The organism is Candidatus Accumulibacter aalborgensis (assembly GCF_900089955.1).
Classification (GTDB): domain Bacteria; phylum Pseudomonadota; class Gammaproteobacteria; order Burkholderiales; family Rhodocyclaceae; genus Accumulibacter; species Accumulibacter aalborgensis.
In genome coordinates this window covers 122,030-136,382 of record NZ_FLQX01000094.1, presented here as the reverse complement: position 1 = coordinate 136,382, position 14,353 = coordinate 122,030, and the positions used below count along the sequence as shown (strand labels likewise).

The 14,353-nt window shown below is 62.8% G+C and carries 10 protein-coding genes; 8 read left to right on the top strand and 2 right to left on the bottom strand.

All coding sequences use genetic code 11. From position 1 onward, the window contains the following. Positions 1-156 precede the first annotated feature (156 nt). From ACCAA_RS06140 to ACCAA_RS06125, 4 genes are all read left to right on the top strand, one after another. Positions 157-525: a DUF3301 domain-containing protein gene (locus ACCAA_RS06140; protein WP_342674033.1), complete on the top strand. Its 369-nt coding sequence runs from the start codon at positions 157-159 to the stop codon at positions 523-525. Positions 526-670: 145 nt separating this feature from the next. Further along, positions 671-1,753, top strand: coding sequence for an adenine nucleotide alpha hydrolase family protein (locus tag ACCAA_RS06135; protein WP_186406338.1), 1,083 nt, complete (start codon positions 671-673; stop codon positions 1,751-1,753). A 49-nt stretch (positions 1,754-1,802) separates the two neighbouring features. Next, on the top strand, positions 1,803-3,626 hold the full coding sequence (locus tag ACCAA_RS06130) for an AMP-dependent synthetase/ligase (RefSeq protein WP_186406337.1): 1,824 nt from the start codon (positions 1,803-1,805) through the stop codon (positions 3,624-3,626). After that, a complete protein-coding gene (locus ACCAA_RS06125; RefSeq protein WP_186406336.1) occupies positions 3,623-4,741 on the top strand; it encodes an SDR family oxidoreductase in 1,119 nt (372 codons plus the stop codon). The genes ACCAA_RS06130 and ACCAA_RS06125 overlap by 4 nt, the downstream gene beginning before the upstream one ends. 105 nt (positions 4,742-4,846) lie before the next feature. Here ACCAA_RS06125 and ACCAA_RS06120 read toward each other — a convergent pair whose 3' ends face one another. Then, on the bottom strand, positions 4,847-7,375 hold the full coding sequence (locus ACCAA_RS06120; protein ID WP_186406335.1) for a DEAD/DEAH box helicase: 2,529 nt from the start codon (positions 7,373-7,375) through the stop codon (positions 4,847-4,849). Between the two features lie 151 nt (positions 7,376-7,526). Beyond that, positions 7,527-9,848, bottom strand: a complete 2,322-nt coding sequence (locus ACCAA_RS06115; protein WP_186406418.1) for a Tex family protein — start codon at positions 9,846-9,848, stop codon at positions 7,527-7,529. 172 nt (positions 9,849-10,020) lie between these two features. Between ACCAA_RS06115 and fliW the strand changes: the two genes are divergently transcribed. From fliW to ACCAA_RS06095, 4 genes are all read left to right on the top strand, one after another. Further along, on the top strand, positions 10,021-10,449 hold the full coding sequence (gene fliW / locus ACCAA_RS06110) for a flagellar assembly protein FliW (RefSeq protein WP_186406334.1): 429 nt from the start codon (positions 10,021-10,023) through the stop codon (positions 10,447-10,449). Between the two features lie 153 nt (positions 10,450-10,602). Continuing rightward, positions 10,603-12,300 (top strand): methyl-accepting chemotaxis protein, encoded by a 1,698-nt coding sequence (locus ACCAA_RS06105; protein WP_186406333.1) that lies wholly within the window; start codon positions 10,603-10,605, stop codon positions 12,298-12,300. A gap of 112 nt (positions 12,301-12,412) precedes the next feature. After that, complete coding sequence (locus tag ACCAA_RS06100) at positions 12,413-13,381, top strand: chemotaxis protein (RefSeq protein WP_186406332.1); 969 nt, start codon at positions 12,413-12,415, stop codon at positions 13,379-13,381. A gap of 26 nt (positions 13,382-13,407) precedes the next feature. Then, positions 13,408-14,346, top strand: a complete 939-nt coding sequence (locus ACCAA_RS06095) for a chemotaxis protein (protein WP_186406331.1) — start codon at positions 13,408-13,410, stop codon at positions 14,344-14,346. Positions 14,347-14,353: the final 7 nt, after the last annotated feature.

Genomic DNA, 14,353 nt, shown 5'->3' with positions numbered 1-14,353 from the left:
GCTAGTATAGCCAAGCGTGTACCGATCGCACGCGACCGTGGCGCTCGGCAGAGTATTCTGCAGCGCCTTTCCCATGAGTACATGTGACTAGCCACGACCACTTGTCCGGCCGCCTGGCGACGCACGCAACAAAGGCAGCCAGACGAGATGCCGTGGATGGAAACGATGACCCTGTTGGCGCTGCTGGCCGCCGGCTGGTTCTGGCTCGACAGCTTCAAGGCCCGCGACGCCGGCATTCGCGCTGCTCGTGCGGCTTGCGATGCCGAGGATCTGCTGCTGCTCGATGACACGGTAGCGTTGGGTTCGCTGCGCCCGCAGCGCGACGACGAGGGCCGCTTGCGCCTGCGTCGCGTCTATCACTTCGAGTACAGCGATACCGGCGACAATCGCCGCGATGGCCATGTTACCTTGCTCGGCAGCGACCTGGTGATGCTGCACCTGCCGCGTGCGCAGCGTCCCGGGCTGCGCTCGCTGTCGTCCACCGGCGAGGAGTCGACTCCTCGCTTTCCCCGATCGTCGCCGTGAAGAGAGTCTTTCGGCGGCGGGATGGACAAACTCATCGTCTTCCCCGATGATTGCCAGGCTTGAGGCAATCGGATCATCTTGAATCCCGGTGGGTCTCGGGTCAGGCCGCGACCCAGCGAGGTCTGCCCAGGGTGGAGACGGAAGAATGAAGAGATGCATCAACTGCCTGGTGCCTGATCGTGTACCCGGTATCTCGCTGTCCGATGACGGGCGCTGCAATCTGTGCCGCGACACCACGGGTCTCGCCACAGAAAGCGCTCAGGCGGAAGAAGAACGCCGTGCCTATGAAGCGGACTTTGAGAAGACCCTGGTCGAATCCAGAGGCCAGGGCCAATACGATTGCCTGGTGCCGCTGAGCGGCGGCAAGGACAGCATCTATCTGCTCTACCGGCTGGCCGTCGAACTCAAGCTCAAGGTGTTGGCGTTCACGGTGGATATCAACATTCCGCCGCTGGCCTGGGACAACATCAGGCGCGCTCTGGGCAAGCTGAATATCGACCACCTCAGCTACTCGCCGTCGCAGGAGTTTTACCAGAAGACCTTTCGTTATGTGCTGCGCAACCAGGAAGAACGCGGTGCGGTGTATACGCTCTCCTATGTCTATGCGCCGCTCTTCGAGGGCGACGCCCTCCGGCTGGCCATCGAAAAAGGTATTCCGCTGGTGCTGGCCGGGTACTCGCCGGGGCAACCGGAGCCGGAACGTATGCTCTACGAGTTCTCGCGCCGACTGATCTGCGAGACCGACTGGACGCCTCCCGAGATGGTGAGCTGCGGGGAGTTTGGCGCCGACGATCTCGGTCGCTTCTACAATCCAAAGACTTATCCAGCCGGCACTCAATTCCCGCGCTACCTCGCCCCCTTCCATGCCTGGCCCTACAACCAGGAGGAAATCATGCGCAAGGTGGTCGATCTGGGCCTGGTTGCTTCGAGCAAACATGCCAACCCGATCCACAGCAATTACCCGATCAATTGGCTGCTGATGTATTCCGATTTGCGTGTCTTTGGCTATAACCCGTACGCGCCTGAATTCTCGACCCTGATCCGGCATGGCAAGGCCAACCGCAACTACTGGCGAATCATGGGTCCGGTCGTCGACTTCCTGATCCGCAAGCGCCTGGGTCCGGGGAAGGAAGTGACCCGCAGTATGAACTGGCTCGGGCTGACCGCCGACGAGCTGCGTATCACCAAACCCAGGGGTGCCTACGACCCGGTCCTGGAGCCGCAATGAAACCGTTCTGCGCGTACCGAGTGGCGACCTCTTGTCGGCGGCGTCTGCCGTGAGCGAGGTGCAGTCTCACGATGCGGCGATGGCTGCGAGCGGGTGGACGGTCACCGGCCTGCTGCGCGCGCGCAGCGCACTGACCCCGGACGACATCGCTCTCTGGCAGCTCTCGCCAGCCGGCGAATGGGTAAGCACTCGCTGGAGCGCCTATCGTCAGGCCGTTGCCGCCCTCAGCGCCGGCTTCCGCAAGCTCGGTCTGTCGTCCGGGAGTCGCGTCGGGATCATGGCGCCGAGTTGCCAAGAGTGGGATTTCGCACAATTGGCGGTTCTCGCTGCCGGCGGCGTCGCCGTCGGCCTCGATCCCTATGCTCTCGACGAGCACAGCCGCGAGATCTCGCGGCGCTGCGACTTCGTCGGGCTGGTGCTGGCGCATCCGTCTCTACTCGACAAGATCGACGAAGCGGTACGCAAGAAGCTGCGCTTCGTCGTCTGCCTCGACGCGGCCGGGGCTCCTGGCGTCGTGCCACTCGCGGCGCTGCTCGCCGAAGCCCTCGACGACGGAGGCGGCAAGGAAGACTGGAATCAGGCGCAGGCGGACACCCCCGCGACGATCATTTTTACCTCGGGCACCACCGGTGAGCCCAAGGGCATCGAGTATAGCCATCGGCAGGTGTGCCTCGCTGCTTCGGCCATCCTCGCCGCTTTTCCAGAGGTTGGCGCGGCCAGCCGCCTGGCTTGCTGGCTGCCGCTGTCCAATCTGTTTCAGCGGATGATCAACCTCAGCGCCATCGGTCGCGGTGCGCAAACCTACTACGTGAGCGACCCGCGCGAGGTCATGCGCTTCATCAAGACCATCGCACCGGATCTGTTCATCGGTGTACCGCGTTTCTTCGAAAAGCTTCATGCCGGAATACAGGAGGCCATCGCGCAGCAACCGGCCTGGCAACAAGCGTTGGTGCAATGGGCGTTGCGGGTTGGCCACCGCCATGCTTCGGCAGCCAGAGCAGGACATCGGCGAAGCGTCGGCTCGCGGCTGGAGTTCAGACTTGCCGACTGGCTGGCGCTGGGCAAGCTGCGCGGCGCTCTTGGCCCGAACCTGCGCTTCATGGTCAGCGGTTCGGCGCCCATGCCGGTCTGGCTCCTCGAATGTTTCCATGCCATGGGTCTGCCAATCCTCGAGGCCTATGGGATCAGTGAGAATATCATTCCGGTGTCCATCAACCGGCCGGACAATATGCGCTTCGGGACCGTCGGCCAGGCTGTGGTCGGCTGCGAAGTGATCCTGGCGGAAGACGGCGAACTGCTGGTGCGTGGCCCGGGCGTCTTCGCCGGCTATCTTGGCGAGGCGAGCGCTGCCAGCGCGCTGGGCGCCGACGGCTACCTGGCAAGCGGCGACTTCGCAACCATCGACGCCGACGGCTTCATTACCCTGGTCGGCCGGAAATCAGAGATCTTCAAGACTTCGACCGGGCGGCGAATTGCTCCCGCCAGCATCGAAAGCCCCCTGCGGCAGGTCCCTCAACTGGAGCACGCGGTGGTCTTCGGCGCTCGGCGCGCACAACCGGTCGCTCTGCTGGTGGTCAGCGAGGCGGCCTGGGAAACGGGCCGGCACGACCTGTTCAAGAGCCTGCGCAAGGCCGTTGTGGAGGTCATCGGTCCTCTGCCAGCCTACCAACGCCCGGCCGGACTGGTGATCACCGCGCAGGCACTGACGATTGCCGGTGGACAACTCACGGCCAACCTGAAATTACGCCGGCATGCCATCGAAGCAAAGCACGCGTCGGCATTGGCAGATCTCTACCGGCAAATCGATGCCGCTGCGGGCGCTCGTTTCGACGCCTGGAGCGCTGACCAACAGACTTTCTATGGCAGCCCATGAAGAACTATTTCATCACCGGTGCCAGCGGGGCGATCGGCAGTGCGTTGGTACCCTTGCTGCTGCGGCAGCCGGACAACCAGATCACGCTGCTCTTGCGTGCGCCAAGCGACGACGATCTGGCCGCACGCCTGGCGGCCCTCTGTCAATTCTGGCAGATCGAGGTGACCGATAAACCCACCCGCGAGCGGCTACGCGCTCTGCGCGGCGATGTCACGCGGCCGGATTTCGGTCTCGATGCTGCCGATTACCGCCGGCTTTGCGCCGAGTGCACGCATATCGTTCACTCGGCAGGCAACGTGCGGATGAACCTGCCGATTGAACAGGCACGTCGCTCGTCGGTCGACTCGGCGCGGTACATCCTGGCGCTGGCCCATGCCAGTGCGCATCTCGAGAAAGTCGAGCTGGTCAGCACGGTCGGCGTCGGTGGGCGGACCTATAGACTGGTTCCCGAAGAATGGCTGACCAGCCCCAGACAATTCCACAACACCTACGAGCAGGCCAAGGCAGACGCCGAGGAAATCGTCCGCCTCGAAGTGGAAGGGGGTCTGCCGCTGACCGTTCATCGGCCGAGCATGGTCGTCGGCGACAGTGTCACCGGCCGCATCATTCATTTCCAGGTCTTCTACCACCTGTGCGAGTTCCTGTCGGGCCGGCGCACACTGGGCCTGTCGCCGCAATTCGGCGCGGCGCGGCTCGACATCATCCCGGCTGACTACGTCGCCGGCGCGATTGCCTGGTCGAGTACGACGACGGTCAGTAGCGGTCGCATCCTTCATTCGTGCTCGGGCCCCGCCTTGTCGCTGCCGCTGCAGCCCTTGCGCGAGAGTGTCCGGCAGTCCTTTGCCGGCGCCGGCCGTCGTCTGCCACCGGTCATCAAGCTGCCCACGCGATGGTTTACTGGCCTGCTCAACGGAGTGAGCCTGCTGATGCCGGCGGAGGCCAGGCGCGCGATAAAGACGCTGCCGGTCTTTCTCGATTACCTCGCCACCGAGCAGACCTTTGCCAATCATCGCACGCAGGAATTGCTGTCAACGGTCGGGCTGACAGTGCCTTCGCCCGACGAGTACCTTGGCAGGGTGCTGAGCTACTACCTGGAAAGCCTCAGGCAGGGCTAGCTCTGTCCGCCCTTGCGACGGTCGATTGGCGACGCCAGTGGCGTTACTATGAAAGTCGCGCCTGGCCGGCGGCCAGCCGGGACCATGGTGATCGTGGTGCGGTGGCTAGTGACGACCACCAAACAGGCTCAGCAGCCCTTCAGCGAGGCGTTGCACCGTTTGCGGGTCGGGCATCGGCAGCTTGAGATAGCGCTGCCCACTCGCCGGATCGGTGTGCACGAAAGGCGACTCGCGCTCGCCTTGCGAGGCCGCAGCAAGGTCGCCGAGCAACTGCGCGCTGGCCGCCAGTAGCGGCGCCCACGGATCGGCGGTCGCCGGCGCTGGCGCGCCAGCAGCCGCTCGCTGCTCGTCCGCAGGACGGCGTCGGTCGGCGTCGGGGTGGCTGCTTTCGTCGTTCGACCGTGCCACGGGGCCGGGTTTTTCCAGCTCGCCAGGCTCAGCGTCGGTTCCTGCTTCCGGCAGCGCATCGAGCGGCTGAATGTCCGGGCTGTCGACCTCAATCGCGCTCTGGTCATCCACCGCGCCACTGACCTGTTCGACCGTCTCCATGAACTTGGACAGGCGCGTACCTTGCAGGACGACATCGCTCTCGCCACCATCGAGGACGCCGGCGAACAGTGACTGTTTGAACGCCAGCACCGAAAGCATCCCTTCTTCGATCGTTCCTCTGGCGACGAAGTTGATGACCTGGACGCCGCGCGTCTGGCCGAGTCGGTGAACGCGACCAATGCGCTGTTCGAGCACCGCCGGATTCCATGGCAGGTCCATGTTCACTACCACCGCCGCCGCATGCTGCAGGTTGAGGCCAACGCCGCCGGCGTCGGTACTGAGAAAAACGCGGCAGGCGGGGTCGTTGTTGAAGCGGTCCACCAACGCGCCACGCTTGCCGCCCGGAACGCCGCCGTGGAACAGGACATGCTCCCAGCCGCGTTCGGCCAGACGGCGGATGATCAACTCATGCGTGCGCACCCACTGGCTGAAGACGACGACCTTGGTCTGCGGATCGGTAAACAGGTCGTCGAGCACGGTAATCAACTCGTCCGCCTTGTGGCCGTGGTCGCTTTCATGATCGATCAGAAAGGTGCTGTTGCACGACATGCGCATGTTCTGCAGGCCGCAGTGCAGACGGAGCTGGTCCCTGTCGGAGAGAAAACCGGTGTGGCGCCAGCGCTGCACGATACGAGCGACCACCTGGCGGTTCTCTTCGTGGTAGTCTGCCTGCTGCGGGGTCATCGGCATGAACAGGGTATTGTCGACGCGCTCGGGCAGTTGTTCGAGCACTTCCGCCTTGCGCCGGCGCAACATGATCGGCGCCAGCGTCTGGCCGATCTGCTGCAGATTCCGGTAGCCGACGACGCGGCCGCGTTCGTCGCGCTGCTGATGCTCGTCGAGCAGGCGCCAGGTCGGCCCGAGCCGGTGCTGGTCGACGAACTGGACGATCGAGATCAGTTCCTCGAGGCGGTTTTCGAGCGGGGTGCCGGTGAGGACCAGCGCGTAGGGGCTGTCGATGCGCTTCAGTGCCCGCGCGGCGATGGTATTCCAGTTCTTGATCCGCTGAGCTTCGTCGACGATCACCACATCCGGCGCCCAGGCCTCGATCAGGTCGCGGTCGCGATGGAGCGTCTCGTAGTTGGTGATCTTGCAGAAGTCTTCCTGCGCATAGCGCGCCTGGCGGGCAGTGCGCAGACCGCCGATGACCGTCGCGCGACGATCGGTGAAGCGGGCGATCTCGCGTTCCCATTGATGCTTGAGCGAGGTAGGGCAGACGATCAGAACCCGCTCGGCGGCGAAGTGACGGGCGAACATTTCCATCGCCGCCAGCGCCTGGATGGTCTTGCCGAGGCCCATTTCGTCGCCGATCAGGGCGCGACCGGCAGCCGCGGCGAACAGTGCGCCTGCCCGCTGGTAGGGATAAAGTTCGGTCTTCAGCAGTGTTTTCAGTTGCGGGCTGTCGGCGCCCAGCGGATAGGCGGCCGCGAGCGTCAGCCGGCGCGCTTCGCCATCACGGACTTCGGCGACGAAGGCGAGCGCATCGTCATGGCAACGCAGGTCGTGGCTGGCGGCACGCAGCTGATCGACGAACGCCGGCAAATCGGCAAAACGTTCCGGCGCCAGTTGCCAGCCGCGAGCGGCGGTGAACAGGCGGCTCGCGGCCGGCTGTAGCGCTGCGGGAAAATCGCTGCCGAGACGCAGGCGGACGCGTCGCTGGCCGGCATAGTCGAGGAACAGTTCGCTGAAAGATGCCTGGAAGCCGGCTGCGAGTGCGGCTTTGCCGCCCGGCCGGGCGCCGAGCTGAGCGAGCGTGAATTCGATGTGCTTGCAGGTGCCCAGATCGTTGGTCGCGAAGTCGGGACACGAGCACAGATTGTCGCCCGGATGGGCGCCGCGAATCGCCACCCGGTAGCGACGACCGCTGTCGGGGTTGAATACGGCGAAATCGGAGAAGACCGGATGGTCGCCAAGGTTCTCGAAAAGGAACGGCTGCTCGCGCCCGAATTGTTGGCGCAGCGCCCTTTGCCAGTCGTCCACCGGCAGATCTTCGGGTTTTCGCAGGCGCGACAGGCGAGGCTCGGCAGTGTTTCGGGTGGCAGCCTTGCGGCCGCTGGTGGCGGTTTTTCCGGGCGTCTTGTTCATGGCATCGGTGGGCGGGGTGGGTATTGTTGGCCGGCGGTTCGGCTATTGTAGTAGCGTCCGGCGCAATGACCAACGGGCATGGCGCCCGATACCGGTGGTGCAGTGCGCTTCGCTTATTGGTCCCTACATCGCTGCGTGCCGCCCCAGTCGCTCACCGCTTCAGGCGGGCAAAGGCGCTGGCCATGGCGCCGCTTGCCTCGGGCTGGCTTTGCTGGCGCTGCCGAGCCCTGGCCGAGGCTGGCGCGGGTGCCATTCTTGGCGCGCTGGGCAGGTCGTCGGCGAGCCGCATGGTGAGCGCAATTCGCTGGCGCGGCAGGTCGACCTCGAGCACCTTGACCTTGACCACATCGCCTGCCTTGACCACCGTGCGTGGATCCTTGACGAACTTGTCGGCGATGGCCGAGATATGCACCAGACCGTCCTGGTGGACGCCGATGTCGACGAAGGCGCCGAAGTTGGCGACGTTGGTGACCACGCCTTCAAGGATCATTCCCGGCTGCAGGTCCTTGAGTTGCTCGACGCCTTCCCTGAAGGCCGCGGTCCTGAATTCGGGACGCGGGTCGCGCCCCGGCTTTTCCAGTTCCTTGATGATGTCGCGTACAGTCGGTAGGCCAAACTTCTGGTCGATGTATTTTTCCGGCGCCAGCGTCTTGAGCAGGCGTGAGTCGCCGATGACCTCGCGGATGCCTTTCCTGATGTCCGCGAGAATCCGCTCGACGAGCGGGTAGGCTTCCGGGTGCACCGCCGATCGGTCGAGTGGATCGTCGCTGTCGGTGATGCGCAGGAAGCCGGCCGCCAGTTCGAAGGTCTTCTCGCCGAGGCGGGGAACCTCCCTGAGTGCCTGCCGGTTGCGAAAAGCGCCATGTCTGTCGCGGTGCGCAACGATATTCGTCGCCAGCGTCGGGCTGAGGCCGGAAACCCGCGTCAGGAGAGGGGCCGAGGCAGTATTGACGTCGACACCGACCGCGTTCACGCAGTCCTCGACCACCGCGTTGAGTGCTTTTGCCAGCCTGGACTGGCTGACGTCGTGCTGGTACTGGCCGACGCCGATCGACTTCGGATCGATCTTGACCAACTCGGCCAGCGGATCCTGCAGGCGGCGGGCAATCGACACCGCGCCGCGCAGGCTGACGTCGATGTCCGGGAACTCGCGTGAGGCGTATTCGGAAGCCGAGTAGACCGAAGCGCCGGCCTCGGAAACGACGACCTTGCTCAGGTGAAGCTCTGCCTGCTGGCGGATCAGGTCGGCTGCCAGGCGGTCGGTTTCGCGCGATGCGGTGCCGTTGCCAATGCTGATCAGATCGACATGGTGTTTGCGCGCCAGCAGGGCCAGGGTGTGCAGCGAGCCGTCCCAGTCGCGGCGGGGCTCGTGCGGGTAGATCGTGGCGGTGTCGAGCAACTTGCCCGTGGCGTCGATCACGGCGACCTTGACGCCGGTGCGCAGGCCGGGGTCGAGGCCCATGGTGGCGTGTTTACCGGCTGGCGCAGCGAGCAGCAGGTCATGCAGGTTGGCGGCAAAAACGCGGATGGCTTCGGCCTCGGCGCGCTCGCGCAGAGCGTTCATCAGTTCCCCTTCGAGGTGCAGCAAGGCCTTGATGCGCCAGGTCCAGCGTACCGTGTCGGCGAGCCATTTGTCGGCTGGCCGGCCGCGGTCATGGATGCCGAAGCGCAGCGCGATGCGTGCCTCGCAGGGGTTGGCGCCGCTGGTCGTTGCGCCAGGCTCGTTGTCGAGAACCAGCGAGAGTTGCAGCAGGCCCTCGTTGCGTCCGCGCAAAAGGGCCAGGGCGCGATGCGAGGGGATGGCGAGGATCGCCTCCGAGTAAGCAAAATAGTCCTGGAACTTGGCCGCTTCGTTCTCCTTGCCAACCACGACCGTCGATCTCACCAGGCCGTGCGCTGCAAGATAGGCGCGCAGCTCGCCGAGCAGTTCGGCGTCTTCGGAGAATTGCTCCATCAGGATCTGGCGGGCGCCATCAAGGACGCTCCTCAGGTCGGCAAAGCCAGCTTCGGCGTTGACGTAGCGCCCGGCTTCGCTCTCCGGCGACAGCGTCGGGTCGGCCAGCAAGGCGTCCGCAAGTGGAGCCAGACCTGCCTCACGGGCGATCTGCGCCTTGCTGCGTCGCCTGGGCTTATAGGGCAGGTACAGGTCTTCGAGGCGTTGTTTGGTGTCGGCGGCGCTGATTTCGGCTGCCAGCTCGGGGGTCAGTTTGCCCTGTTCCTCTATCGAGGCGACGATGCTGGTGCGCCGGTCTTCCATTTCCCGCAGGTAAGTCAGGCGTTCATCAAGCAGGCGCAACTGAATGTCGTCGAGGCCACCCGTCGCCTCCTTGCGGTAGCGCGCGATGAAAGGCACGGTCGCCCCTTCGTCGAGCAGGGCGGTGGTGGCCCGCACCTGCGCTGGCCGGCAGCCGATCTCTTGCGCGATTTTCTCGGCGATTTTCTCGCTGATTCGTGGGTCCGTCGGTGGCGGCATGGCGATGGGCACAGAGGCTTCTGGTAACTGAAAAAGCGCGAACTATGCCGAATTGGCAGGCAAAACTCAAGAAGGCACGTGCCTCATCGAACGATTTGACTACCGCTACGCTTCAAATCGGGTTAAATTGAGCATTCGGTTGCTACACACGGTGGCCTGTCCGGAGAAGAAGATGAGAATCGATGTCGAGAAATTTGGTCTGAAGGACGTGCCTGTCGACCCGGAGACCGTGTTCACTTTCGCTGAGGGAATGACTGGTTTTGCCGACTGCACGCGCTTCAAGATCTTCCACGAGGAAGGCAAGCCGACGGTGTTCTGGTTGCAGTCGCTTGACGATTCTGCGGTAATGTTCCCGATTGTCGCGCCGGAGATGCTGGATCTCGAATACGAGATCGAACTCTCGGACGCGGACTGCGCGTTGCTCGCGCTGCAGGATGCCGCGGATGTGGCGGTGGCGGTCATCGTCTACCGCGATGCGGCCGAGGGTGGCAAGATTGCCGCCAACACCCGCTCGCCGATCATCCTGAACCTGAAGAATCGCCGGGCGATGCAGAAGGTGTTGCAGGAAGTCCATCCGACGCTGCTCTATCGCGCCCGCTGATACGGGTTGTCGGCAAATTGCCTTTGCTCTAGTCCGCGCTTGGAACTTTGGAAGACTTCTTCCGGAGCTTGGGTGAACGCGCTAAAGAAAACGCTGCTGGTGCCGTAGATCTACGCGGCGGCAAAGTGTTCAACAATGATGGAGGGGCCAGGGATGAGCGGAGTCGCTCGGAAGATTCGCAGCGTGATGCTGCTTCAGGTCGCTGCGGCTGCAGTGGCTGGCTGGGCGGCGAATGCCGTATCGGGAGACAGCACCTTTGCCTGGCTGGTCGCCTTGGGAGGGCTGGTGCTCATCGCCGCCGTGCTGGCTTTTCTTCTTGAGAGGAATCTGGTCGGACGTCTGAACGGGCTTCGTCACGCGATCGCGAGCATGTATGCGGATGGCGATCTGACCAAGCGTGCGCCCGTGGAGGGTAGGGATGAAATCGCGTCCGTGGCCGAGGATTTCAACCGACTGATCGGCAGTTTCGCGACGATTATCGGCAAAGTGCTGTTCAACTCGGTCGAGGTGGCCAGCGCCTCAAGACAGTTGATGTCCGACGCCAAACGTGTTGCCACGGGGTCGAACCAGCAACGCGAGGCCGCGTTGGCGACGGCCGTCGCGATGGATGAATTGACCGAAAACATGAATCAGGTCAGTCGGAGTGCCAGCGAAACGGCGGCCATTTCGGAGACCTCGAGTAGCCTGTCGACCGAAGGCATGAAGATCGTGCGCAGCGCTTCGGCAGAGATGGAGCAAATCGCGGCGTCGGTGACCCAGTCGGCGAGGGTGGTATGTGCGCTTGGCGATCGTTCGAAGGCGATCAGCGGCATTGTTCAGACGATTCGGGAGATTGCCGACCAAACCAATTTGCTGGCCCTCAATGCAGCGATCGAGGCTGCGCGCGCAGGTGACCAGGGGCGTGGTTTTGCCGTTGTCGCGGATGAGGTCCGCAAACTCGCTGAACGGACCTCGCAGGCGACCGGCGAGATCAGTCACATGATTGGCTCGATTCAGGGTGAGACACAGAGCGCGATTACCAGCATTGAAGCGGGCAACGGACAGGCCAGGAACGGTGCTGAACTCGCCCAGCAGGCGGCGAGTTCGCTGGAGCGCATCAACGACGGAGCGCGAGAGACGATGGCCAAAGTCGAGATGATCGCTACCTCCGTCGCCCAGCAGAATCGCACCGGGCAGGCGATCGCGGATCATGTCGGCAGAATCAGGGAAATGGCCGAAACGAACAACGCGGTGACGGCAGAGGCGCTGCTGGCGGTCGATCGTGTCGAATGCCTGGCCGAAAATCTCAGGGAAATCCAAAATGTCTTCAAGCTTGGGTCAGCCGGCGAGCAGGCGGTCGCAGCGCACGCGAGAATGCCTGAAATCGTCAGGCAGGCCGCTTGTGCTCTCGGCCAGCTCTTCGACAGGGCGGTCGATTCGGGCAAGATGACCATCGAAGAACTGTTCGATGACAAATACCAGCCGATCGGCAACACCCGGCCGGCGAAGTTCAAGACACGTTTTGACGCCTTCACCGATCAAGTCGCGCCGCCGCTGCAGGAGAGTCTGCTGCAGCAATACAACTGGCTGATCTACGCTATCGCTATCGACCGCAACGCTTACGTGCCCACCCATAACCGGAAATTCTCGCAGCCGCTGACCGGCGACGAGAAGGTCGATTTCGTGAATAGCCGCGGCAAGCGGATCTTCGATGACCCGGTGGGCAAGCGCTGCGGCGCGCACCAACAGCCCTTCCTCTTGCAGACCTACCGGCGCGATACCGGTGAGGTGCTGCATGACATTTCGGCGCCGGTTTACGTCAAGGGTCGACACTGGGGTGGCTTCCGCATTGGCTACAAGACAGAGGTCTGAGCCGCTGTGCGGCTCAGTTTGTCTGCGCGGATGTTCATGACGTGGTGGTGTCTATTGGTTTAGGATGCGTGCGACACGGATCGTACGGGTCTTGGCGCGAGGGAATGGAAAAATGTCAGAGCTACTCAAGAACATTGATGCCCGTACAAAGCTGGCGGGGACCAACAAGCTGGAAATTCTGCTGTTCATGCTCGGGACCGATGCCCGCACCGGACGATGCGAAACCTTTGGCATCAATGTCTTCAAGGTACGTGAGGTGATGCGTACGCCGCCGATTACTGCGGCACCTGAAATGCCTGCCTCGGTGGAAGGGATGGTCAGCCTGCGGGGCGCGTTGGTTCCGGTTGTCGATCTGGCCCGCTATGCACGCGTAGATACCCAGACACCACGCTCGATCATGATCGTTACGGAATACGCTGGCCACACACAAGGTTTTCTCGTTGAGGGCGTGGATACGATTCTGCGTCTCGACTGGAGTCAGATGAGGGTGCCGCCGGCGATGCTCCTGGCTGAGATGGGCGGTCTGGTGACGGCGGTTACCGAGTTGTCGGACGGTCGTCTGGTAATGCTCATGGACGTTGAGAAGATCCTGTCCGAAACGACGAACTACGACGACGAGATCGTCTATCGCAACATCCAGCCTCTCAATAACCCGGGCTTGACGGTGTTCTTTGCCGATGACTCGACGGTGGCGCGCAAGCAGATCCAGAGGACCCTGGACGCCATGGGCGTAGCGTCTATGGCGGCAATCAACGGTCGCGAGGCCTGGGATGAACTCGAAAAAGTGGCGACCTATGCTCAGGCGTCTGGTCAGAAGGTGACCGACCTGATCAGTCTGGTACTGACCGATATCGAAATGCCGGAGATGGATGGCTACATTCTCACCAAGAAGATCAAGTCCGACGCGCGTTTTGCGGGCGTACCAGTGATCATGCACTCGTCCTTGTCCGGGATGTCCAACCAGCAGCTTGGCAAGTCCGTTGGCGTCGATGAGTACGTACCCAAGTTCGAACCCCAGCGCTTGTCGGAAACCCTGACGCGCAGGCTACTGGGTGTTGGTCAGGTGATGCAGTTGACCTGATTTCAGGATCTCTCTGGAGCGAAAAGATGGATTTGGCAGAACGGAAAAACCTGCTCGAGGGCGTTGACGCGAGAACCCGGCTTGCCGGCTCCAACAAGATGGAGATTCTGCTCTTCTCCCTCGGTACGCGCGAGACTTTCGGGATCAACGTTTTCAAGGTGCGCGAAGTCGGGCGAACTCCCCACATCACCAAGACACCGAACATGCCCCGCGGCGTCGAGGGCCTGATTTCCCTGCGCGGCAATGTGATCCCGGTGTTGTCGCTGATTTCGTTTCTTGAGCACCACGACCAAGTCCGCGAGTACGGCAAGACGATGATGGTCGCCGAATATTCCAAACGCACGCTGGGGTTCCTGGTCCACGAGGTGGACAGGATCATTCGCGTGGACTGGGAGAAGGTGAAAGCTCCCGAAAGCGTCTTGTCGACCAACCAGGGGCTGATCACGGCAATCACCGAGTTGGACGATGGCAAACTGGTGTCGATTCTCGACGTTGAGCAAATTCTCGCCAATGCCTTTGGCGAGGCGATCATCGTCGATATCCCGCCGATGAACATCGACGAGGATATCAGCATATTTTTCGCTGATGATTCGATTGTCGCCCGGCGAAAGATCAGCGAAGTGCTCGACAAGCTTGGCGTCAGGCACAAGCATGCCACGAACGGTGCCGAGGCATGGAGCCGGCTGCAGGGAATCGCGGCGCACGCGACGCAGACCGGCCGCGCGGTCCACGACGAGATCCGCATGATTCTTGTCGATGCTGAAATGCCCGAGATGGACGGCTATGTTCTCACCAAGAATATCAAGAGCGATTCCCGTTTTGCGGGCATTCCGGTGGTGATGCATTCATCGCTGTCGTCGGAGGCCAATCATGCGATGGGCAAAGCTGTGGGAGTCGACGCTTACGTCGCCAAGTTCGACGCCGAAGTCCTTGCCGATACCCTGCGCCCCCTGCTCGAGCGCTGAGAGAACC

What these genes read in the sequence shown, in the direction of transcription:
- ACCAA_RS06140 (WP_342674033.1), top strand. Translation starts at nt 157, where the DNA reads ATGGAAACGATGACCCTGTTGGCGCTGCTGGCCGCCGGCTGGTTCTGG.
- ACCAA_RS06135 (WP_186406338.1), top strand. Translation starts at nt 671, where the DNA reads ATGAAGAGATGCATCAACTGCCTGGTGCCTGATCGTGTACCCGGTATC.
- ACCAA_RS06125 (WP_186406336.1), top strand. Translation starts at nt 3,623, where the DNA reads ATGAAGAACTATTTCATCACCGGTGCCAGCGGGGCGATCGGCAGTGCG.
- ACCAA_RS06120 (WP_186406335.1), bottom strand. Translation starts at nt 7,375, where the DNA reads ATGAACAAGACGCCCGGAAAAACCGCCACCAGCGGCCGCAAGGCTGCC.
- ACCAA_RS06115 (WP_186406418.1), bottom strand. Translation starts at nt 9,848, where the DNA reads ATGCCGCCACCGACGGACCCACGAATCAGCGAGAAAATCGCCGAGAAA.
- fliW (WP_186406334.1), top strand. Translation starts at nt 10,021, where the DNA reads ATGAGAATCGATGTCGAGAAATTTGGTCTGAAGGACGTGCCTGTCGAC.
- ACCAA_RS06105 (WP_186406333.1), top strand. Translation starts at nt 10,603, where the DNA reads ATGAGCGGAGTCGCTCGGAAGATTCGCAGCGTGATGCTGCTTCAGGTC.
- ACCAA_RS06100 (WP_186406332.1), top strand. Translation starts at nt 12,413, where the DNA reads ATGTCAGAGCTACTCAAGAACATTGATGCCCGTACAAAGCTGGCGGGG.
- ACCAA_RS06095 (WP_186406331.1), top strand. Translation starts at nt 13,408, where the DNA reads ATGGATTTGGCAGAACGGAAAAACCTGCTCGAGGGCGTTGACGCGAGA.